The sequence below is a fragment of the Carnobacterium mobile DSM 4848 genome, assembly GCF_000744825.1.
In the GTDB taxonomy this organism is placed as follows: domain Bacteria; phylum Bacillota; class Bacilli; order Lactobacillales; family Carnobacteriaceae; genus Carnobacterium_A; species Carnobacterium_A mobile.
In genome coordinates this window covers 1-20,486 of sequence record NZ_JQMR01000003.1, presented here as the reverse complement: position 1 = coordinate 20,486, position 20,486 = coordinate 1, and the positions used below count along the sequence as shown (strand labels likewise).

Here is a 20,486-nt window from a genome sequence, read left to right as displayed (position 1 = left end):
CAATTAGCATATCGTTAGGACTAATGGTTCTTTTTGTTGTGTAAAATTGATATTTTTTATTTCTTTCTTCTTCACTGTTAAACCATTCTGCCCAATTAGATCGACTGTTTCCGGCAATAGTATTATCTTTTCCATAAATTTCTATACCATATTTTTTCATCAACTTAAACTCATTTTCTTCAGTGTCAATTTGCAACTCTTCAATCAACTTATCTTTAATCACTGATGATTTTATTTTTTCGTTTTTCTATTTTTCATGTAACTCTTTAATTTAGCACTACCATAAATAATTCCAATTCCCGTTAAAGTTGTTATAGCTACACCAGCTGCAATCCCCTTTTCTAAGCCTTTTTTTTCAGAGATATTCATCAAGTAATTTACATATTTTTCTGGACCGCCATGATTGCTAGCATCTTTGCTTAATTCAGCATAATCCCAATTTTTCAAAAAAAAGCCTCCTTTTTTATATTTATAATGAGCAATATAAAATTATATATATCAATTAATACATGAAATTGCGTAAAATCGTGTATCCAGAATCCTATCCCCATAGGGTTCTTTTTTTATATCGCCCCTCAATACATGATTTCGTGGTATACTAACTGTAATCAGGTATCTGTTTTGTGAGAGGAGAGATCATTTCAATGAGTTATAACGTCCAACCCTTAAGAACCCAGCAAGAAATCAACGACTTTTTATTCTGTTTGAGGCGCAATATAAACGCCGAACGCGACGTTTTTTTATTTTTGATCGGGATTAACAGCGGTTTGCGCATGTCCGATATTGTCAAATTGAAGAAAAAAGACATTCTTTCGTCTAAAAACCCCCGAATCGTAGAACAAAAAACTGGGAAAACCCGTATTTTGTATTTAAGCAGTCTGCAAGATTTGATCCAAGAGTATACAAACGATTTGGATCCGGAGGATGATTTGTTTCCGAGCACCAAAGGCGGCCATTTAGAAGTCAACACAGTCTACCAGATGTTTCAGAAGGTGGCTAAGCTCTTGGGAAGAGACGATATCGGCACGCACACGCTGCGGAAGACGTTTGGGTATCATTACTACAAGAAAACAAAAGACGTGGCCACACTCATGGAAATCTTCGGTCACAGCAGCGAAAAAATTACAAAGCGTTATATTGGAATCAATGAAGATGAAATTAGCGAGACTTTGTTGAACTTTAGATTAGGATTCTAGCTTAAATCAAAATATTGAAAGGCTTATTTCTTTGATTTTTTATTTGGTTTAGAATAGCCTAACACATTTTCTTCCAACTGTTTTCCAGGTTTAAAAATTATTCTTCGTTTGGCAGGAATAAGTATTTCCTCTCCAGTTTTTGGGTTTCTTCCTTTTCTGGCAGAGCGCTGAACAATATCAAACTTACCAAAACCGATAAACCTAAGAGATTGTTCTTTCTTTAAAGCGTCTTCTATTCCCTTTAAGACACTATTAACCATTTCCGTTGCGTCATCAATGGTTACATCCTCGTTTGCAGCAATCAACCGAACAAAATCATGCCTGTTCATTTTAATCTATCTCCTTTTCTATTGTTTTATACAGTCTCTCTAACTAATAGATTTACTTTTTGAAAATCTTACTAAAAAAACCTTTCTTTTCAGTTGTTTCACGAACGTCTTCATCATTAACTAATTGATTACTAACTGAGCGAGTTAAATCTTCTGCGGTTTCATTAGATAATTGCAGCTGCAATTGTTCCATTTGTTTATTTGATTGAAGCGATAATTGTTGCTGCTGATCAAGTAGATTTTGTAGTTTATCAATTTGCTTGTCCTTATTTTCTAATTGACTGTTGAAAATCGCAATAACAGAGCGATCTTCAACAGTATCATTCTCGCTATCTTTAGCGCTATCATTAGCGCTATCAATTACGCTATCTATAATTAATTGGTTCATAGACTTATTTTTTAATTTCGCTATTTCTTTTATCTTTTCCTTCTCTTCTGTTGTAGTTCTTACAATTATTTGTACACGATTATTAGACAAAAATATTCACCGCTTTCTGATATCTTTCTAATAAAATTATGCTATCTTGCACGCTATCTATATGCTATCTTACATGATAGCATAAAAAAAGTTGAAATTATTTGTTAATAATTTCAACTTTTTTTATTTTTAGTCTATATTTTGAATTTTTACTATTTTCAGATATTGCTCGATTGAGCGTTTAAGATATTTAACTATATTTTGCATTTGAGGTTCTGCTCCATCTTTATGGGTAGCTACATAATTAATGTGATCTTTAACACCATTCACCCCTCTTAATTTTTTTAAATCGTCATAAAGAGGATAAACTTGTTTTTGTAGATTAGCCATTTTGGGAATATCCTGCATATCTCGAAATCCTATCAACAAGTTTTCTCCTAATAACGTCGTATATTTATTCTGTATAGCCTTATTAAAAAGATCTTGCTGTTCTTGTTCCTGTTGTGCTTTATCTTTTATATACTCCAGATCATTCTCTTTGTAGGGCAGAGAATTTTTTACGGTTTTTTTATCAATATAAAACTGAATACCAGCAATGGAACGTCCTTTTTTCACTTTTTCATAAGTGACAGTAAAATGTGTGTATTTATTTACTTCCCCTAAAGCTAATTTCAATATATTTTTTTCAAAATCAAATATCCTTTCATATTCACTCACTGTATTTGTCATTCGACGTAATTCTTGAATTTCAATGTAAGGATTTTTCATTTGAATAATCTGATTTTTAGTACGTTTCATTGTGTCTTTATAAGTTTCATATTGATTGTAATTCATAGAAAACCATTTATATAGAATGATACTATATTTGCTATTTAACTCCATAAGATCAGTAATCAAATATTGGGTGAAATTGCGTTTTAAATCAATCAAATAGGGCATAATATCTTCTGTAAATTTAATTGCTACAATATCATCATAATCGTTCCATTCGCTACTGGATATAGGAGATATAATTTTAAAGTTTAATTTACCTTTTGCATTTACTTCTCGAACCTCAAAAATAGACTGTCTATGTAATGTAGTTAAAGCCTTTTTGAACCGAGCATGTTTATCGTTATCTTCTGCTTTAAAAAAAGAAAAGAGAGTTTTTTTCGATAAAAAAACTGTATTATTTTTAGGAGTATTCTCAGTATCCAAGCAAGATACTGCTAACTCAAAAAACTTTAAAGGAACTTTATCCATTTTAGCTACACTAGTCACTAAGTCATTATGTTCTACTGTTTTTTGACGATATAAATCTTCCATATGTATCACTCTATGAGACATATCATGATTCGAATTTTGCATAAAACAATCCTCCTGGCTTTTTAAGAGAAAAACTTAATTTAAATAGTAAAATTATATATATTTTTTTATAATACACTAAAAGACGAATAAAATAAACTTTTTCGTTTAATGCACAGTTTTTCCTCGTTTAATGCACAGTTTTTCCTCGTTTAATGCACAGTTTTCCCTCGTTGTTTAATCGCTGTAAGCACTGCTATCAAAGCTTTTTTTTAATCCCAAAAGGTTCAAAAGACAAAGTATTAAAGATAAATATAATAAGTTCGTTATAATTAACCTAACAAAGAATAGTACTGTACAGATTAAAATAACATAAATGAAATCTTGCTATGCAAGATGAAGATAATTTAAAAAGATCAACCCCGTCTGCAAGGATTTGTATCTCGACTATCGCTCGACGGATAGAACCATTGTGTATCTTAAAGCTCAAAAAAACAGCCTTTATTACCATTCTGTTCAAAAAACGTATAAATACAAAGAAAGAATAATTAAATGTCTTAAACGGAGCTTTACTTCGCTTATAGAAGGTATTTAAAGCAATTCTCTAAAAAATCACCAAAATTAAAATGATTCAGTACCACATTAAAGCGACCACTACAATTCCTGTTGGAACACTGGCATATAAATTGGTTAACACCGTTCTAGCGGTTAATTTTTGGTTTGTTCGCTTGATTTCAGCGTTCAACTGTTTAAAGACTTGGTCCATGGTCTCGGTATGGTTTGGTTGATCTCGCTTAATTGTTGGTTGTTCTGGTTCATTTCGTGCTGGATCTTCTCGATCTCGGTTTTGTTTTTCGTTAAGAGGTTGCTTAAGATCTTTTTCAATTGGGTCAAGGACTCTTCGGACTGCTTTTGAGCTGTCTCGTTGAAGTTGGTCTGTGTGGTTTCTAAGTTTTTCAAGGTGCTGTTGAAGCTGTTCAGGACTGAATGGGTCACGTCTTGAATCTCCTGTAAATTGTTCTCCAGATTGGCTTTTTCCAAGCTTTTCTGTTGCAGCGTCGCTCCGCTGTAGTTCCGGATCTCGGTCAATACTTGGATCAAGTGCTGGATATCCTGCGTCAACTGCTCTTGATTCGGTGGTTGAAGGTTCATTTCTGTTTTCTGTTGGTTCAAGGTGTCTTTCAAAGCCATGGATAAGGGTCTCCTTTTCGTAGTCTTCGCCTAATTTTTTGGCGCGGACTTTTTTATTTTCATTGATATGCTGATACGTAACGGTTTTTCCTCGTTCAATCACCTGTACACCACTTTTTTCTAGTTGTTCTTTAAATTCGTCAAAAGTGCTGGCGGTTTGTTTGGTTTGGTCGATTTTTTCTCTGATTTCATCTTCCAACTGGTTTGGCCAGGGCGTTCTAAAATACCTTTTTCTGCGGCAGTGTAGCGAATGTTGGCTTTTTCTTCTGGAACGGTTAAGCCGTGATTCAAACAAATGGCGTCATTCAATTGTTTCACTTCTTCAATCGCTGCTACTCCATGGGCTTGAAATTTCAAGCCGGTATCCATATTGACGCTATTGATTACGATATGATTGTGCACGTGGTCTTTATCGGTATGGGTGTAAATCGCCACTTGGTGACCGCCAGCGATTTTTCGGGCTAATTCGTACCCAAGTCATTTGCTTGCTCAGGCGTGACCTCACCCGGCTTAAATGATTGAATAAGGGTATGTGCTTGGACCTTGTCGTCTTTTCCGTAGATCATACGTGTGGCTTTCATTTGAGTCTTGGCGTAATCGACGTCACAATTTAAGCCGCTTTTTACGGTTGCGCGCGGTTCAGCGTAATTAATGCAGCGTGAACAGCTGGTGCTGCGCGCTAATTTAATAGTAGCCATAGCTATTTTCCTTTCTTTTTTTCTGTTTGACCAAATAGAGCATTCAAAAATGTAAATGTTGCTGTAGTAAAGAGCGCATCGAGAAATCGTTTGCCTAAATCAATTGGATCGCCATAAACATAATCCATCATGATTCGTCCATAAAAATAATTATAAAAAATAATAAGAACAGTTTGAGCCATGGCAATTTGTTGTTACGTTAACTTTTCCCATATCTGATTTAATTCCTTTCGTACCTTTTGTAGTTCAGCCGTTAGGTTGGCCGCTGCTGCCGGATCCAATTCTGTGGCATTCGTCACGCGTGCCATCTGGTTTACATTGTTGCCGATTGCTCGTAATTGCTTGGCGATTTCAATCGCACCTGGCCGATCAACTTTCGGCGTTACGAGCTTAGCCCCTTGTGCCTTGCTTTTAACAAAAGCCGGCACACTCATTTGCAAACTTTCAGCGGAGCGCTGCAACTTTTCAAATTCGGTTTCGCTCACTCGAAAGCTGATTTGTTTCGGATCTTTTCGCTTCGGTTTCCTCTCAGCAAAATTCTCCTCAAAAATCTCTCGATCGCTCATCGTCCCACCCCCTGTTTTTCTTCACGTGTGTTCAGAACCAATCGTACCACTAAAACACTTGCGGTTTCCAGTGTTACGATTGGTTTAAGGGGTTTGGCAAGCTCTATGTTTGCTAGCCACTTCGTGGCGCAAACGACCTTGTTGGGGACGCGCTGCTCCCCCAATCCCCCTGGAAAACCCGGTCAAAACGTGGCCGTTTTGAGCCAAAAAAGAGACCTGAAATGTGTCCATTTTGGTCTTTTTTTTTGGCAAGATCAAGCCGTTTTTTTCGTCGTTGCTGTCGAAAATTTTGCTCTTTATGCTCCTCTTTTTCGGACCAACAACCGAAAAAAGAGGAGCATATCCAAAGAAACAGCCGCTTACTTTTAGCGGCTGTTTCTCTTTTTATTGCGTCAGAAATATTAAACTAACAATAATAAATAAAACTATAGAAATTAAAATATAAAGTATTATCCTCTATTGGATACTAAAATCTTTATTTAAGTAGCATTTTATTACTTCTTTAATATCTAAATATTCTTCTACTATAATTATATTTTTCATCTCTTTATTATACTTCGGTTTCATTTTAAAATGTACTTTATGATTTCTTTTTTCACCAGGTAAGATTAGGGCGGAATAAGTTTTTTCAAAACTTGGAGATATTTGTCCTTCATGATGCCTATAATTATATAGAAATGCTAAGTAAGATATCTGTTTATAGTCAATTCCTTTAAATTATTATAATATTTTGCATCAAAAATATATTGTTTATTATTGCTAAAATAGTAATGATCTGGAGAAAAGAATTATTTTCATTCCTTTCATTAGGACGAAAACTTCTTTTTTAAACTCTACTTTATGAATATTTTTCTTAAATTCTAAACTATTGCTTGCAACATTGTAAGATTCGAAATTTACTGTAAGATATTTTTCGACCATTTTTCCCAAACAGAACTAAAGTAGTGATTCTTTATATATATATTTCCTTGAGCGTCAAATGTACTAAAAACTTAATCAATTCATCAATTAAGTTTAGCATTAAATCACTAAATGTATTATTTCTTATGCTATATAAACGGTCTAATACATATTTTTTGTCTTGAAAAAAATTATATTCAGGAAATTTATGACCTGTTTTTTCTAATTTTATAATCATTTGGAATTTGTCTAATGTATAATCGATACAATAGATTATGCATTCCGTTAGAAAATCTGAAAAAGGATGCTTTTTTTTGAAATAAAGTGGGATATGTATAAGGCTACCATTAGATATAAATTTCATAGAATTTTTAATAGTATAATCCCAATTTATCTTTCCACCTACATTAGCTTTATTAAATACTTTATTCGTATAGATTAATCCGTAATCTTTAAAAAAATCATACACGTAAAAGAAAGAAGCAAAAGGGTAGTTTGATTCGACTTGTTTTTCACCAATATTTTCCGAGTAGTCTTTAATCAAAACTTGTAAAATTAATTCAGTATCTTTTTCAATATCGGTGACTCTGTACTTTTTAGGGAACGATATAACGACGTCTTGGTTGTCTTGATTAATTATAATACCTACAAATTTTAAAACTTTAGATCCAGAAGAATTTAAAATCTCATTGTTCTCATTTCTATCATAGTCAATTATCCAATCTTCCTGACTAAACAAATAATCGTCCGATAATGTTACTGTATCTCCATCATGGAAAAAATGTCTCACGTCTTTATCTCCTTAAATTTCAGGGTAATTATTATACCCTTTTATAGTGAAAAATTCGATAAAATTTTGACTATAGACTCTATGATTTTTATAAGTAGAATATAATGTATCAAAACTAGTTGTTTCAGTTGAAAACAACTTTTTATTGGAAGTAAAACCTATGTTTGATTCCACATCTTGCCATAGATAAAGAAGTAATTTACTTCGAATTTTATTATTGATAATTTCTCTAGCTTCTTGTTCTTCTACTGAACTAGAAGAGTAAGATTTATCAATTAATTCACTGCTAAATTGTATGAAAAATTGACCTACTTGTTTATCTTCATTTTTTCCTAGCCCTAATTGTTTGTCAGTAATGTAATCATTCAGAACCATATAAAATGATTGCCAATTGGTTTCTATATCATTGCTTCTGTTAGCATCAATTGGAATAAACAATTTAGGATTATTAAGCTTTTTAATTCTAGAACCATGTTCATCTTTTGCTGGATCTGAAGAGATATATCTCCAATCAAACCTTCTTTTAAAGCAGTATCCATAGGGAAAACACTTTGGTCATTAGTATTAACTGTCCCAATAATATTAAGATTGGAAGGTATTTTTATTCGGTCTCCTGGAAAGCAATAATTTCGTTTTGCAATATCTTTATTTACAATTGAATACTTACTCTCAAAGTGGATATTTCTATCTAGTAGCTGAAAATATCCCCAAAAATTGCAGATACATTTCCTCTAGATAACTCTTCTAAGATAAGATAAACTCTTTTAGTGCTATCACTATATGCTTCAACCATAGCCTCAGTAAATACTCCTTTTTTAAAAGTATATCTTACTTTACTAGAATCGCTTGGATCTGTATAAGGAAGGAGCTGACCAATAAAATCCGAGTAAGAATACTCAGGATGTATAGTTGTTCTAAATATTTTGTGCTCACTAATTCCTTGGTTAATTAAATTATTTTCTACATGGTGACTTTTTCCAGTCCCAGGAGCTCCAAAATATATTATTTGTTCATAGTTACTCATAAGTTATCTACACCTCTATCATGTTTTTCCATAAAAGATAATAAATCCATTATCCTAATTCCTTTTTTTCCTTCTATAGGATGATTATCGAAAAAATTTACAACTTCATGGATATCTACAGTATAGCCTTTTTTTAAACCTACTATAAAAATAGATAATATATTTAACATAAGTGGCTTTTCCTGACTGCCCTTGAAAGAGTAATGACCATTATTTGAAACTATTGTTCCGCTTAGTTTATTGTCAAGTAACTTTATATATCTAGTATTAACATCAATCTCAAATGCTCACCTACAAATTTACCGGAATCAGGAGTTAAAAAATAGTTCGTAAACCAAGAAAAATTAGTATAATCGTTGCTATATAATTCATGATTTTTATCAAAAACATCAATGGTATATATGCCAAGCTGCTCAACCTCTATCAATCGTCTTTGCATTACTTTAGACGTAATTGTTTCATTAATAATATTTAAATAATATATAGGGAGATTAGCATAGCCAAAAGATGGAGAGGATAAAAAATGAGATATATAGTCAGCTAGAGTAGGGAAAATTTGCTGAGTAGTTGTTGTATTACGTCTTCTTGTATAGAGTTTGATAAAAAGAACGTAAGCAATCATTTTTTCAGCATATAATTGATCATGAATAACATTTACAATATAACTTCTCTGCAAATAGTAATCTCTTTCATCTTCAGAAATTTTTATTCTATCAAAGATATAAGATGAATAGAGGGTCCTTTGTACACCTGGAATAATTGTTTGATTACCGTATTCTATTTTTGAAATATTCAACTTGTTATTAAATGAATTTATTTTTTTCATTATTTTTGCTTCCACAGCAGATATGATTTCATCTGGTGTACTACCTAATAAAGTTGAATCATTAATATTTAAAAATTTCTCAGGTAGCCTACTTCCATTTTGCAAAGAGTTATTTAAATTGAGTATCCGCAATATTTTTCCTCCTCATATACAAGCATTAAAATAAATAGTGGTTGTTGCTTTTTTTAGTCATCTTTAGTCAAAATTTTTAATCAAGACTTCATATCTAGGAAATTTGATTCCTGTACGACCAATATCAACTACTTCAAAATCATGGGTATCGATCCATTCTATTAAAATATTATTCATCTTACCGCGATGTTCTAATACATTAGAGAGCATGAATTTATATCCTAAATCATTTAATTTTGAGATATATTGTAATAATTCAGTTTCTTGATTTGAATCCCAGCCGTTCATTCCTCTTTTTCCATCTATATATTCAGAATTTGTTATAAAGTAAGGAGGGTCAAAATAAAAAATAGTATCTTTTGGATACATAGTTGGATCTAAGTCTAAGTAATTACCATTAATTAATTCAAAAGAAGTGGATTTAACATTAAAATTTTTGATTCTTTGAATTGAGCCTTCATTGAATTCATTATTTCCTGTAGGTGTATTCATTTGGTGTTTACTATTAAATCTAATTATATTTTGAAAGAATACATTTGAAGAATAAATAAGTTTAATGGAGTTTTTTTTAAGTTATTATAAATATTTCGAAAATTAATATAATTCTCTTTATTCTTTTTTTCTAAACTATATTGATTAACGGTCTCTTGTATCTCTTTTACTAAAGACACTTTATCATTAGATAAAAGCATATCTATAATATCAAAGATGAAAGGATTGAATTCATTATAAATTACTTTATCAATAGCGAAAACATTAGCCCCCACATTGAAAGCGCCACACCCATCATGTCTACAAATGTTCCTACATGTTTAGGCAGTTCTTTAAAAATAGAAGGTAATAAAACATCTTTACTCCCTGAATAATTTAGAGGTGATTTAATATTACCTCTGTTTTTTCTGAAATAAATAATGTACTCTTTCAATTTATTTCCTTTTCTTTTATAACTTAAATTATTAGTTGAATATTCACGATACTCATTACTTTCTACATGAACTATATTATCAACAGCAAATTTTCTTGCTAATTCAATTATTTCTTCAATTGGAACAATTGATTGATTACTATAACTAACTAATATATGCTCAAAATCATTTGTCGAAATAGATCTTCAAACTCATATAGAGCTAATTTATTATTAGAATATCCTGAAAATTCTCTTTTCTTCCTTCTACCAGTTATGCCAAATACTTCTGGATAGTCATACTTAGCTATTGTTTCTAGAACATGATATGAATTAACATATTGAGTTGTTGTATAGGGTGGATCGATATAGGCAATATCTCCTGAAATTTCTCTCACTAATTGATTCGTATTCTTATTGTAGACTATATTATTTTTATTAACTGACAATGTTTCTGTCATTTCTAGTGGTCTAAGAACTAATAGTTTACTAGAACGAGATTCCCAAAATTTAAAGTACGCTTGATAAGTTCCAGAAGTGTTTGAAACTTTTGTGACCGATTCTAAAAGTGAAGCTAGTAAAAATGAATATTCATTATACTCTAAAATATTATCTTTATAGAGCTCTCCATATCAATTCTTATTCCATCAATCTTTATCGCGTTCTCTTCAGTAAATACATTCTTTCTCCTACGGGAGAATAATTGTTATATACAAAAAAATGCACCTTGGATTTGTATTCTTTATTATTAAACCATTCAAAAGGTGAACATTGAAATTTGGTTTTGAATCTATCAAATTTTGGAATTTCATTGTTTAACAATTTTGCATCGTTTACTACTTTAGAAAAGTATAAATAATCATTTGATAAAATAGTATAATTTCCCTTAAAATAGTCTCCTACTGAACCTGCTCCTGCAAATAAATCAGCAAAAGTTTCACCTTCTATATTGTACTTATTTATAACTTCTTCAATAAACGGCACAACTGTTGCTTATTACCTAAAAATCTCACAAATTAACCACCTTTTACTTTATTAATCAATTTCCATTAAAAAATACTCTTTATTATCATTATTTTTAGTTGAATCAACACCTGAAATATGGGATACAAGAAAGCAAAAGCTAGGGTAATTACCTTAGCTTTTGCTTTACAAATTCTCTATACGTTTGCTTTACTTCTTCTTCACTTAATTCAATATCTCTTAAACGATGATCCATTTTCTTATATTCAATTCTTAAATCTCTTTAATTTTTACTATTTGGTCAAAATCTTTATCGGAATATGGAAGGAGCTTGTCTACCTTTTATGTAGCCATTACCGACCATTTGAATTTTAAAAACAAGGTTCTGATTTTCAAGTTCATGACCATAAGATATTTTATACTGGATGTTATTATCGTCTCCATGAATAAAAGGGTCTGCTGACATTAATGTTGTAATAACTGGGACAAACACTCGGTTTCTACTCATCTTTTAACACGCTCCTAATATTTATAACGTACCTATAAGTACACTATAAATAATATAGGCGTTTTTGTCAACTAAATAAAAATTTGAATATCTTTCTCGATTTTTGTATATATTCGTGTTAATTTTTCATCGCCACCAATATAGGGTGATGAAGCAATTTCCATTTCAATTAGCATATCGTTAGGACTAATGGTTCTTTTTGTTGTGTAAAATTGATATTTTTTATTTCTTTCTTCTTCACTGTTAACCATTCTGCCCAATTAGATCGACTGTTTCCGGCAATAGTATTATCTTTTCCATAAATTTCTATACCATATTTTTTCATCAACTTAAACTCATTTCTTCAGTGTCAATTTGCAACTCTTCAATCAACTTATCTTTAATCACTGATGATTTTATTTTTCCGTTTTTCTATTTTTCATGTAACTCTTTAATTTAGCACTACCATAAAATAATTCCAATTCCGTTAAAGTTGTTATAGCTACACCAGCTGCAATCCCCTTTTCTAAGCCTTTTTTTTCAGAGATATTCATCAAGTAATTTACATATTTTTCTGGACCGCCATGATTGCTAGCATCTTTGCTTAATTCAGCATAATCCCAATTTTTCAAAAAAAGCCTCCTTTTTTATATTTATAATGAGCAATATAAATATATATATATCAATTAATACATGAAATTGCGTAAAATCGTGTATCCAGAATCCTATCCCCATAGGGTTCTTTTTTTATATCGCCCCTCAATACATGATTTCGTGGTATACTAACTGTAATCAGGTATCTGTTTTGTGAGAGGAGAGATCATTTCAATGAGTTATAACGTCCAACCCTTAAGAACCCAGCAAGAAATCAACGACTTTTTATTCTGTTTGAGGCGCAATATAAACGCCGAACGCGACGTTTTTTTATTTTTGATCGGGATTAACAGCGGTTTGCGCATGTCCGATATTGTCAAATTGAAGAAAAAAGACATTCTTTCGTCTAAAAACCCCCGAATCGTAGAACAAAAAACTGGGAAAACCCGTATTTTGTATTTAAGCAGTCTGCAAGATTTGATCCAAGAGTATACAAACGATTTGGATCCGGAGGATGATTTGTTTCCGAGCACCAAAGGCGGCCATTTAGAAGTCAACACAGTCTACCAGATGTTTCAGAAGGTGGCTAAGCTCTTGGGAAGAGACGATATCGGCACGCACACGCTGCGGAAGACGTTTGGGTATCATTACTACAAGAAAACAAAAGACGTGGCCACACTCATGGAAATCTTCGGTCACAGCAGCGAAAAAATTACAAAGCGTTATATTGGAATCAATGAAGATGAAATTAGCGAGACTTTGTTGAACTTTAGATTAGGATTCTAGCTTAAATCAAAATATTGAAAGGCTTATTTCTTTGATTTTTTATTTGGTTTAGAATAGCCTAACACATTTTCTTCCAACTGTTTTCCAGGTTTAAAAATTATTCTTCGTTTGGCAGGAATAAGTATTTCCTCTCCAGTTTTTGGGTTTCTTCCTTTTCTGGCAGAGCGCTGAACAATATCAAACTTACCAAAACCGATAAACCTAAGAGATTGTTCTTTCTTTAAAGCGTCTTCTATTCCCTTTAAGACACTATTAACCATTTCCGTTGCGTCATCAATGGTTACATCCTCGTTTGCAGCAATCAACCGAACAAAATCATGCCTGTTCATTTTAATCTATCTCCTTTTCTATTGTTTTATACAGTCTCTCTAACTAATAGATTTACTTTTTGAAAATCTTACTAAAAAAACCCTTCTTTTCAGTTGTTTCACGAACGTCTTCATCATTAACTAATTGATTACTAACTGAGCGAGTTAAATCTTCTGCGGTTTCATTAGATAATTGCAGCTGCAATTGTTCCATTTGTTTATTTGATTGAAGCGATAATTGTTGCTGCTGATCAAGTAGATTTTGTAGTTTATCAATTTGCTTGTCCTTATTTTCTAATTGACTGTTGAAAATCGCAATAACAGAGCGATCTTCAACAGTATCATTCTCGCTATCTTTAGCGCTATCATTAGCGCTATCAATTACGCTATCTATAATTAATTGGTTCATAGACTTATTTTTTAATTTCGCTATTTCTTTTATCTTTTCCTTCTCTTCTGTTGTAGTTCTTACAATTATTTGTACACGATTATTAGACAAAAATATTCACCGCTTTCTGATATCTTTCTAATAAAATTATGCTATCTTGCACGCTATCTATATGCTATCTTACATGATAGCATAAAAAAAGTTGAAATTATTTGTTAATAATTTCAACTTTTTTTATTTTTAGTCTATATTTTGAATTTTTACTATTTTCAGATATTGCTCGATTGAGCGTTTAAGATATTTAACTATATTTTGCATTTGAGGTTCTGCTCCATCTTTATGGGTAGCTACATAATTAATGTGATCTTTAACACCATTCACCCCTCTTAATTTTTTTAAATCGTCATAAAGAGGATAAACTTGTTTTTGTAGATTAGCCATTTTGGGAATATCCTGCATATCTCGAAATCCTATCAACAAGTTTTCTCCTAATAACGTCGTATATTTATTCTGTATAGCCTTATTAAAAAGATCTTGCTGTTCTTGTTCCTGTTGTGCTTTATCTTTTATATACTCCAGATCATTCTCTTTGTAGGGCAGAGAATTTTTTACGGTTTTTTTATCAATATAAAACTGAATACCAGCAATGGAACGTCCTTTTTTCACTTTTTCATAAGTGACAGTAAAATGTGTGTATTTATTTACTTCCCCTAAAGCTAATTTCAATATATTTTTTTCAAAATCAAATATCCTTTCATATTCACTCACTGTATTTGTCATTCGACGTAATTCTTGAATTTCAATGTAAGGATTTTTCATTTGAATAATCTGATTTTTAGTACGTTTCATTGTGTCTTTATAAGTTTCATATTGATTGTAATTCATAGAAAACCATTTATATAGAATGATACTATATTTGCTATTTAACTCCATAAGATCAGTAATCAAATATTGGGTGAAATTGCGTTTTAAATCAATCAAATAGGGCATAATATCTTCTGTAAATTTAATTGCTACAATATCATCATAATCGTTCCATTCGCTACTGGATATAGGAGATATAATTTTAAAGTTTAATTTACCTTTTGCATTTACTTCTCGAACCTCAAAAATAGACTGTCTATGTAATGTAGTTAAAGCCTTTTTGAACCGAGCATGTTTATCGTTATCTTCTGCTTTAAAAAAAGAAAAGAGAGTTTTTTTCGATAAAAAAACTGTATTATTTTTAGGAGTATTCTCAGTATCCAAGCAAGATACTGCTAACTCAAAAAACTTTAAAGGAACTTTATCCATTTTAGCTACACTAGTCACTAAGTCATTATGTTCTACTGTTTTTTGACGATATAAATCTTCCATATGTATCACTCTATGAGACATATCATGATTCGAATTTTGCATAAAACAATCCTCCTGGCTTTTTAAGAGAAAAACTTAATTTAAATAGTAAAATTATATATATTTTTTATAATACACTAAAAGACGAATAAAATAAAACTTTTTCGTTTAATGCACAGTTTTTCCTCGTTTAATGCACAGTTTTTCCTCGTTTAATGCACAGTTTTCCCTCGTTGTTTAATCGCTGTAAGCACTGCTATCAAAGCTTTTTTTTAATCCCAAAAGGTTCAAAAGACAAAGTATTAAAGATAAATATAATAAGTTCGTTATAATTAACCTAACAAAGAATAGTACTGTACAGATTAAAATAACATAAATGAAATCTTGCTATGCAAGATGAAGATAATTTAAAAAGATCAACCCCGTCTGCAAGGATTTGTATCTCGACTATCGCTCGACGGATAGAACCATTGTGTATCTTAAAGCTCAAAAAAACAGCCTTTATTACCATTCTGTTCAAAAAACGTATAAATACAAAGAAAGAATAATTAAATGTCTTAAACGGAGCTTTACTTCGCTTATAGAAGGTATTTAAAGCAATTCTCTAAAAAATCACCAAAAATTAAAATGATTCAGTAACCACATTAAAGCGACCACTACAATTCCTGTTGGAACACTGGCATATAAATTGGTTAACACCGTTCTAGCGGTTAATTTTTGGTTTGTTCGCTTGATTTCAGCGTTCAACTGTTTAAAGACTTGGTCCATGGTCTCGGTTATGGTTTGGTTGATCTCGCTTAATTGTTGGTTGTTCTGGTTCATTTCGTGCTGGATCTTCTCGATCTCGGTTTTGTTTTTCGTTAAGAGGTTGCTTAAGATCTTTTTCAATTGGGTCAAGGACTCTTCGGACTGCTTTTGAGCTGTCTCGTTGAAGTTGGTCTGTGTGGTTTCTAAGTTTTTCAAGGTGCTGTTGAAGCTGTTCAGGACTGAATGGGTCACGTCTTGAATCTCCTGTAAATTGTTCTCCAGATTGGCTTTTTCCAAGCTTTTCTGTTGCAGCGTCGCTCCGCTGTAGTTCCGGATCTCGGTCAATACTTGGATCAAGTGCTGGATATCCTGCGTCAACTGCTCTTGATTCGGTGGTTGAAGGTTCATTTCTGTTTTCTGTTGGTTCAAGGTGTCTTTCAAAGCCATGGATAAGGGTCTCCTTTTCGTAGTCTTCGCCTAATTTTTTGGCGCGGACTTTTTTATTTTCATTGATATGCTGATACGTAACGGTTTTTCCTCGTTCAATCACCTGTACACCACTTTTTTCTAGTTGTTCTTTAAATTCGTCAAAAGTGCTGGCGGTTTGTTTGGTTTGGTCGATTTTTTCTCTGATTTCATCTTTCCAACTGGTTTGGCCAGGGCGTTCTAAAATACCTTTTTCTGCGGCAGTGTAGCGAATGTTGGCTTTTTCTTCTGGAACGGTTAAGCCGTGATTCAAACAAATGGCGTCATTCAATTGTTTCACTTCTTCAATCGCTGCTACTCCATGGGCTTGAAATTTCAAGCCGGTATCCATATTGACGCTATTGATTACGATATGATTGTGCACGTGGTCTTTATCGGTATGGGTGTAAATCGCCACTTGGTGACCGCCAGCGATTTTTCGGGCTAATTCGTACCCAAGTTCATTTGCTTGCTCAGGCGTGACCTCACCCGGCTTAAATGATTGAATAAGGGTATGTGCTTGGACCTTGTCGTCTTTTCCGTAGATCATACGTGTGGCTTTCATTTGAGTCTTGGCGTAATCGACGTCACAATTTAAGCCGCTTTTTACGGTTGCGCGCGGTTCAGCGTAATTAATGCAGCGTGAACAGCTGGTGCTGCGCGCTAATTTAATAGTAGCCATAGCTATTTTCCTTTCTTTTTTTCTGTTTGACCAAATAGAGCATTCAAAAATGTAAATGTTGCTGTAGTAAAGAGCGCATCGAGAAATCGTTTGCCTAAATCAATTGGATCGCCATAAACATAATCCATCATGATTCGTCCAATAAAAATAATTATAAAAAATAATAAGAACAGTTTGAGCCATGGCAATTTGTTGTTTACGTTAACTTTTCCCATATCTGATTTAATTCCTTTCGTACCTTTTGTAGTTCAGCCGTTAGGTTGGCCGCTGCTGCCGGATCCAATTCTGTGGCATTCGTCACGCGTGCCATCTGGTTTACATTGTTGCCGATTGCTCGTAATTGCTTGGCGATTTCAATCGCACCTGGCCGATCAACTTTCGGCGTTACGAGCTTAGCCCCTTGTGCCTTGCTTTTAACAAAAGCCGGCACACTCATTTGCAAACTTTCAGCGGAGCGCTGCAACTTTTCAAATTCGGTTTCGCTCACTCGAAAGCTGATTTGTTTCGGATCTTTTCGCTTCGGTTTCCTCTCAGCAAAATTCTCCTCAAAAATCTCTCGATCGCTCATCGTCCCACCCCCTGTTTTTCTTCACGTGTGTTCAGAACCAATCGTACCACTAAAACACTTGCGGTTTCCAGTGTTACGATTGGTTTAAGGGGTTTGGCAAGCTCTATGTTTGCTAGCCACTTCGTGGCGCAAACGACCTTGTTGGGGGACGCGCTGCTCCCCCAATCCCCCTGGAAAACCCGGTCAAAACGTGGCCGTTTTGAGCCAAAAAAGAGACCTGAAATGTGTCCATTTTGGTCTTTTTTTTTGGCAAGATCAAGCCGTTTTTTTTCGTCGTTGCTGTCGAAAATTTTGCTCTTTATGCTCCTCTTTTTTCGGACCAACAACCGAAAAAAGAGGAGCATATCCAAAGAAACAGCCGCTTACTTTTAGCGGCTGTTTCTCTTTTTATTGCGTCAGAAATATTAAACTAACAATAATAAATAAAACTATAGAAATTAAAATATAAAGTATTATCCTCTATTGGATACTAAAATCTTTATTTAAGTAGCATTTTATTACTTCTTTAATATCTAAATATTCTTCTACTATAATTATATTTTTCATCTCTTTATTATACTTCGGTTTCATTTTAAAATGTACTTTATGATTTCTTTTTTCACCAGGTAAGATTAGGGCGGAATAAGTTTTTTCAAAACTTGGAGATATTTGTCCTTCATGATGCCTATAATTATATAGAAATGCTAAGTAAGATATCTGTTTATAGTCAATTCCTTTAAAATTATTATAATATTTTGCATCAAAAATATATTGTTTATTATTGCTAAAATAGTAATGATCTGGAGAAAAAGAATTATTTTCATTCCTTTCATTAGGACGAAAAACTTCTTTTTTAAACTCTACTTTATGAATATTTTTCTTAAATTCTAAACTATTGCTTGCAACATTGTAAGATTCGAAATTTACTGTAAGATATTTTTCGACCATTTTTTCCCAAACAGAACTAAAGTAGTGATTCTTTATATATATATTTCCTTGAGCGTCAAATGTACTAAAAAACTTAATCAATTCATCAATTAAGTTTAGCATTAAATCACTAAATGTATTATTTCTTATGCTATATAAACGGTCTAATACATATTTTTTGTCTTGAAAAAAATTATATTCAGGAAATTTATGACCTGTTTTTTCTAATTTTATAATCATTTGGAATTTGTCTAATGTATAATCGATACAATAGATTATGCATTCCGTTAGAAAATCTGAAAAAGGATGCTTTTTTTTGAAATAAAGTGGGATATGTATAAGGCTACCATTAGATATAAATTTCATAGAATTTTTAATAGTATAATCCCAATTTATCTTTCCACCTACATTAGCTTTATTAAATACTTTATTCGTATAGATTAATCCGTAATCTTTAAAAAAATCATACACGTAAAAGAAAGAAGCAAAAGGGTAGTTTGATTCGACTTGTTTTTCACCAATATTTTCCGAGTAGTCTTTAATCAAAACTTGTAAAATTAATTCAGTATCTTTTTCAATATCGGTGACTCTGTACTTTTTAGGGAACGATATAACGACGTCTTGGTTGTCTTGATTAATTATAATACCTACAAATTTTAAAACTTTAGATCCAGAAGAATTTAAAATCTCATTGTTCTCATTTCTATCATAGTCAATTATCCAATCTTCCTGACTAAACAAATAATCGTCCGATAATGTTACTGTATCTCCATCATGGAAAAAATGTCTCACGTCTTTATCTCCTTAAATTTCAGGGTAATTATTATACCCTTTTATAGTGAAAAATTCGATAAAATTTTGACTATAGACTCTATGATTTTTATAAGTAGAATATAATGTATCAAAACTAGTTGTTTCAGTTGAAAACAACTTTTTATTGGAAGTAAAACCTATGTTTGATTCCACATCTTGCCATAGATAAAGAAGTAATTTACTTCGAATTTTATTATTGATAATTTCTCTAGCTTCTTGTTCTTCTACTGAACTAGAAGAGTAAGATTTATCAATTAATTCACTGCTAAATTGTATGAAAAATTGACCTACTTGTTTATCTTCATTTTTTCCTAGCCCTAATTGTTTGTCAGTAATGTAATCATTCAGAACCATATAAAATGATTGCCAATTGGTTTCTATATCATTGCTTCTGTTAGCATCAATTGGAATAAACAATTTAGGATTATTAAGCTTTTTAATTCTAGAACCATGTTCATCTTTTGCTGGATCTGAAGAGATATATCTCCAATCAAACCTTCTTTTAAAGGCAGTATCCATAGGGAAAACACTTTGGTCATTAGTATTAACTGTCCCAATAATATTAAGATTGGAAGGTATTTTTATTCGGTCTCCTGGAAAAGCAATAATTTCGTTTGCAATATCTTTATTTACAATTGAATACTTACTCTCAAAGTGGATATTTCTATCTAGTAGCTGAAAAATATCCCCAAAAATTGCAGATACATTTCCTCTAGATAACTCTTCTAAGATAAGATAAACTCTTTTAGTGCTATCACTATATGCTTCAACCATAGCCTCAGTAAATACTCCTTTTTTAAAAGTATATCTTACTTTACTAGAATCGCTTGGATCTGTATAAGGAAGGAGCTGACCAATAAAATCCGAGTAAGAATACTCAGGATGTATAGTTGTTCTAAATATTTTGTGCTCACTAATTCCTTGGTTAATTAAATTATTTTCTACATGGTGACTTTTTCCAGTCCCAGGAGCTCCAAAATATATTATTTGTTCATAGTTACTCATAAGTTATCTACACCTCTATCATGTTTTTCCTAAAAAGATAATAAATCCATTATCCTAATTCCTTTTTTTCCTTCTATAGGATGATTATCGAAAAAATTTACAACTTCATGGATATCTACAGTATAGCCTTTTTTTAAACCTACTATAAAAATAGATAATATATTTAACATAAGTGGCTTTT

The 20,486-nt window shown here is 32.1% G+C and carries 30 protein-coding genes and 1 pseudogene; 2 read left to right on the top strand and 29 right to left on the bottom strand.

Translation table 11 applies throughout. The features are described from left to right. Together BR87_RS12280 and BR87_RS12275 are read right to left on the bottom strand one after the other, a co-directional pair. Positions 1–223, bottom strand: a 223-nt coding sequence (locus BR87_RS12280) for a hypothetical protein (protein ID WP_035033509.1), incomplete at its 3' end; no start/stop codon positions are given. An 8-nt stretch (positions 224–231) separates the two neighbouring features. Continuing rightward, positions 232–447, bottom strand: a complete 216-nt coding sequence (locus tag BR87_RS12275; protein WP_035033419.1) for a hypothetical protein — start codon at positions 445–447, stop codon at positions 232–234. A 197-nt stretch (positions 448–644) separates the two neighbouring features. Between BR87_RS12275 and BR87_RS12270 the strand changes: the two genes are divergently transcribed. Beyond that, positions 645–1,196: a tyrosine-type recombinase/integrase gene (locus BR87_RS12270; RefSeq protein WP_035033479.1), complete on the top strand. Its 552-nt coding sequence runs from the start codon at positions 645–647 to the stop codon at positions 1,194–1,196. Positions 1,197–1,219: 23 nt separating this feature from the next. On the opposite strand, the gene BR87_RS12265 is transcribed toward BR87_RS12270, so the two are convergent. From BR87_RS12265 to BR87_RS12185, 18 genes and pseudogenes are all read right to left on the bottom strand, one after another. Beyond that, on the bottom strand, positions 1,220–1,525 hold the full coding sequence (locus BR87_RS12265; RefSeq protein WP_035033442.1) for an HU family DNA-binding protein: 306 nt from the start codon (positions 1,523–1,525) through the stop codon (positions 1,220–1,222). Between the two features lie 52 nt (positions 1,526–1,577). Then, positions 1,578–2,003, bottom strand: coding sequence for a DUF536 domain-containing protein (locus BR87_RS12260; RefSeq protein WP_035033439.1), 426 nt, complete (start codon positions 2,001–2,003; stop codon positions 1,578–1,580). A 129-nt stretch (positions 2,004–2,132) separates the two neighbouring features. Next, positions 2,133–3,290, bottom strand: coding sequence for a RepB family plasmid replication initiator protein (locus BR87_RS12255; RefSeq protein WP_244877085.1), 1,158 nt, complete (start codon positions 3,288–3,290; stop codon positions 2,133–2,135). Between the two features lie 568 nt (positions 3,291–3,858). After that, positions 3,859–4,617 carry a relaxase family protein gene (locus BR87_RS13710; RefSeq protein WP_425304609.1) on the bottom strand — a complete coding sequence of 253 codons (759 nt, stop codon included), beginning with the start codon at positions 4,615–4,617 and terminating at the stop codon, positions 3,859–3,861. Continuing rightward, positions 4,539–4,999: pseudogene (locus BR87_RS13705) on the bottom strand (relaxase/mobilization nuclease domain-containing protein). Before BR87_RS13705 ends, BR87_RS13710 begins: the two are co-directional and overlap by 79 nt. Positions 5,000–5,118: 119 nt before the next feature. Next, positions 5,119–5,244: a hypothetical protein gene (locus BR87_RS13585; protein ID WP_280512256.1), complete on the bottom strand. Its 126-nt coding sequence runs from the start codon at positions 5,242–5,244 to the stop codon at positions 5,119–5,121. 66 nt (positions 5,245–5,310) lie between these two features. Beyond that, positions 5,311–5,682 (bottom strand): MobC family plasmid mobilization relaxosome protein, encoded by a 372-nt coding sequence (locus tag BR87_RS12240; RefSeq protein WP_035033434.1) that lies wholly within the window; start codon positions 5,680–5,682, stop codon positions 5,311–5,313. A gap of 952 nt (positions 5,683–6,634) precedes the next feature. Then, positions 6,635–7,372 carry an LlaJI family restriction endonuclease gene (locus tag BR87_RS12230; RefSeq protein WP_035033502.1) on the bottom strand — a complete coding sequence of 246 codons (738 nt, stop codon included), beginning with the start codon at positions 7,370–7,372 and terminating at the stop codon, positions 6,635–6,637. 12 nt (positions 7,373–7,384) lie between these two features. Next, positions 7,385–7,747 (bottom strand): hypothetical protein, encoded by a 363-nt coding sequence (locus tag BR87_RS13270; RefSeq protein ID WP_035033500.1) that lies wholly within the window; start codon positions 7,745–7,747, stop codon positions 7,385–7,387. 313 nt (positions 7,748–8,060) lie between these two features. Next, a complete protein-coding gene (locus BR87_RS13265; protein ID WP_035033497.1) occupies positions 8,061–8,396 on the bottom strand; it encodes a 5-methylcytosine-specific restriction endonuclease subunit McrB in 336 nt (111 codons plus the stop codon). Then, complete coding sequence (locus tag BR87_RS13120; protein ID WP_156959148.1) at positions 8,393–8,566, bottom strand: hypothetical protein; 174 nt, start codon at positions 8,564–8,566, stop codon at positions 8,393–8,395. The genes BR87_RS13265 and BR87_RS13120 overlap by 4 nt, the downstream gene beginning before the upstream one ends. Positions 8,567–8,649: 83 nt before the next feature. Then, positions 8,650–9,354 (bottom strand): hypothetical protein, encoded by a 705-nt coding sequence (locus tag BR87_RS12215; RefSeq protein WP_035033494.1) that lies wholly within the window; start codon positions 9,352–9,354, stop codon positions 8,650–8,652. A gap of 63 nt (positions 9,355–9,417) precedes the next feature. Continuing rightward, on the bottom strand, positions 9,418–9,912 hold the full coding sequence (locus tag BR87_RS12915; RefSeq protein WP_084683645.1) for a DNA adenine methylase: 495 nt from the start codon (positions 9,910–9,912) through the stop codon (positions 9,418–9,420). 516 nt (positions 9,913–10,428) lie between these two features. Then, positions 10,429–10,866, bottom strand: a complete 438-nt coding sequence (locus BR87_RS13580) for a DNA adenine methylase (RefSeq protein ID WP_280512266.1) — start codon at positions 10,864–10,866, stop codon at positions 10,429–10,431. Positions 10,867–10,912: 46 nt separating this feature from the next. Further along, the gene (locus BR87_RS13575) at positions 10,913–11,242 is read right to left on the bottom strand and encodes a DNA adenine methylase (protein WP_280512263.1); all 330 of its coding nucleotides are present in this window, start codon (positions 11,240–11,242) and stop codon (positions 10,913–10,915) included. Positions 11,243–11,531: 289 nt separating this feature from the next. Further along, entirely contained in the window at positions 11,532–11,729 is a 198-nt protein-coding gene (locus tag BR87_RS12195) for a hypothetical protein (RefSeq protein WP_035033487.1), read from the bottom strand. Positions 11,730–11,800: 71 nt separating this feature from the next. Then, complete coding sequence (locus tag BR87_RS12190) at positions 11,801–11,980, bottom strand: hypothetical protein (RefSeq protein WP_169741150.1); 180 nt, start codon at positions 11,978–11,980, stop codon at positions 11,801–11,803. 144 nt (positions 11,981–12,124) lie between these two features. Continuing rightward, complete coding sequence (locus BR87_RS12185; protein WP_035033482.1) at positions 12,125–12,340, bottom strand: PIN domain-containing protein; 216 nt, start codon at positions 12,338–12,340, stop codon at positions 12,125–12,127. 196 nt (positions 12,341–12,536) lie between these two features. Here BR87_RS12185 and BR87_RS12180 point away from each other — a divergent pair, with 196 nt between their 5' ends. Beyond that, the gene (locus BR87_RS12180; protein ID WP_035033479.1) at positions 12,537–13,088 is read left to right on the top strand and encodes a tyrosine-type recombinase/integrase; all 552 of its coding nucleotides are present in this window, start codon (positions 12,537–12,539) and stop codon (positions 13,086–13,088) included. 23 nt (positions 13,089–13,111) lie between these two features. Here BR87_RS12180 and BR87_RS12175 read toward each other — a convergent pair whose 3' ends face one another. From BR87_RS12175 to BR87_RS12135, 9 genes are all read right to left on the bottom strand, one after another. Further along, a complete protein-coding gene (locus BR87_RS12175; RefSeq protein WP_035033442.1) occupies positions 13,112–13,417 on the bottom strand; it encodes an HU family DNA-binding protein in 306 nt (101 codons plus the stop codon). A 52-nt stretch (positions 13,418–13,469) separates the two neighbouring features. Beyond that, positions 13,470–13,895, bottom strand: a complete 426-nt coding sequence (locus BR87_RS12170) for a DUF536 domain-containing protein (RefSeq protein WP_035033439.1) — start codon at positions 13,893–13,895, stop codon at positions 13,470–13,472. 129 nt (positions 13,896–14,024) lie between these two features. Further along, positions 14,025–15,182, bottom strand: coding sequence for a RepB family plasmid replication initiator protein (locus tag BR87_RS12165; protein ID WP_244877085.1), 1,158 nt, complete (start codon positions 15,180–15,182; stop codon positions 14,025–14,027). Positions 15,183–15,731: 549 nt separating this feature from the next. Continuing rightward, positions 15,732–15,887, bottom strand: coding sequence for a hypothetical protein (locus BR87_RS13115; RefSeq protein WP_169741149.1), 156 nt, complete (start codon positions 15,885–15,887; stop codon positions 15,732–15,734). Next, positions 15,871–17,013 (bottom strand): relaxase/mobilization nuclease domain-containing protein, encoded by a 1,143-nt coding sequence (locus BR87_RS12160; RefSeq protein ID WP_035033466.1) that lies wholly within the window; start codon positions 17,011–17,013, stop codon positions 15,871–15,873. Before BR87_RS12160 ends, BR87_RS13115 begins: the two co-directional genes overlap by 17 nt. A gap of 2 nt (positions 17,014–17,015) precedes the next feature. Continuing rightward, positions 17,016–17,228, bottom strand: a complete 213-nt coding sequence (locus BR87_RS12155) for a hypothetical protein (protein ID WP_035033476.1) — start codon at positions 17,226–17,228, stop codon at positions 17,016–17,018. Beyond that, entirely contained in the window at positions 17,210–17,581 is a 372-nt protein-coding gene (locus BR87_RS12150; RefSeq protein ID WP_035033434.1) for a MobC family plasmid mobilization relaxosome protein, read from the bottom strand. The genes BR87_RS12155 and BR87_RS12150 overlap by 19 nt, the downstream gene beginning before the upstream one ends. A gap of 459 nt (positions 17,582–18,040) precedes the next feature. Then, a complete protein-coding gene (locus tag BR87_RS12140) occupies positions 18,041–19,279 on the bottom strand; it encodes an LlaJI family restriction endonuclease (RefSeq protein WP_035033459.1) in 1,239 nt (412 codons plus the stop codon). A 12-nt stretch (positions 19,280–19,291) separates the two neighbouring features. Further along, positions 19,292–20,305, bottom strand: coding sequence for an AAA family ATPase (locus tag BR87_RS12135; RefSeq protein ID WP_051929929.1), 1,014 nt, complete (start codon positions 20,303–20,305; stop codon positions 19,292–19,294). Positions 20,306–20,486: the final 181 nt, after the last annotated feature.

Excerpts from the sequence above, each read along its gene's own strand:
- BR87_RS12270 (WP_035033479.1), top strand. The coding sequence starts at position 645 with ATGAGTTATAACGTCCAACCCTTAAGAACCCAGCAAGAAATCAACGAC.
- BR87_RS12265 (WP_035033442.1), bottom strand. The coding sequence starts at position 1,525 with ATGAACAGGCATGATTTTGTTCGGTTGATTGCTGCAAACGAGGATGTA.
- BR87_RS12255 (WP_244877085.1), bottom strand. The coding sequence starts at position 3,290 with ATGCAAAATTCGAATCATGATATGTCTCATAGAGTGATACATATGGAA.
- BR87_RS13585 (WP_280512256.1), bottom strand. The coding sequence starts at position 5,244 with ATGGATTATGTTTATGGCGATCCAATTGATTTAGGCAAACGATTTCTC.
- BR87_RS12240 (WP_035033434.1), bottom strand. The coding sequence starts at position 5,682 with ATGAGCGATCGAGAGATTTTTGAGGAGAATTTTGCTGAGAGGAAACCG.
- BR87_RS13270 (WP_035033500.1), bottom strand. The coding sequence starts at position 7,747 with ATGGTTCTGAATGATTACATTACTGACAAACAATTAGGGCTAGGAAAA.
- BR87_RS13265 (WP_035033497.1), bottom strand. The coding sequence starts at position 8,396 with ATGAGTAACTATGAACAAATAATATATTTTGGAGCTCCTGGGACTGGA.
- BR87_RS13120 (WP_156959148.1), bottom strand. The coding sequence starts at position 8,566 with ATGTTAAATATATTATCTATTTTTATAGTAGGTTTAAAAAAAGGCTAT.
- BR87_RS12195 (WP_035033487.1), bottom strand. The coding sequence starts at position 11,729 with ATGAGTAGAAACCGAGTGTTTGTCCCAGTTATTACAACATTAATGTCA.
- BR87_RS12190 (WP_169741150.1), bottom strand. The coding sequence starts at position 11,980 with ATGGTTAACAGTGAAGAAGAAAGAAATAAAAAATATCAATTTTACACA.
- BR87_RS12180 (WP_035033479.1), top strand. The coding sequence starts at position 12,537 with ATGAGTTATAACGTCCAACCCTTAAGAACCCAGCAAGAAATCAACGAC.
- BR87_RS12175 (WP_035033442.1), bottom strand. The coding sequence starts at position 13,417 with ATGAACAGGCATGATTTTGTTCGGTTGATTGCTGCAAACGAGGATGTA.
- BR87_RS12165 (WP_244877085.1), bottom strand. The coding sequence starts at position 15,182 with ATGCAAAATTCGAATCATGATATGTCTCATAGAGTGATACATATGGAA.
- BR87_RS13115 (WP_169741149.1), bottom strand. The coding sequence starts at position 15,887 with ATGGACCAAGTCTTTAAACAGTTGAACGCTGAAATCAAGCGAACAAAC.
- BR87_RS12160 (WP_035033466.1), bottom strand. The coding sequence starts at position 17,013 with ATGGCTACTATTAAATTAGCGCGCAGCACCAGCTGTTCACGCTGCATT.
- BR87_RS12155 (WP_035033476.1), bottom strand. The coding sequence starts at position 17,228 with ATGGGAAAAGTTAACGTAAACAACAAATTGCCATGGCTCAAACTGTTC.
- BR87_RS12150 (WP_035033434.1), bottom strand. The coding sequence starts at position 17,581 with ATGAGCGATCGAGAGATTTTTGAGGAGAATTTTGCTGAGAGGAAACCG.
- BR87_RS12135 (WP_051929929.1), bottom strand. The coding sequence starts at position 20,305 with ATGAGTAACTATGAACAAATAATATATTTTGGAGCTCCTGGGACTGGA.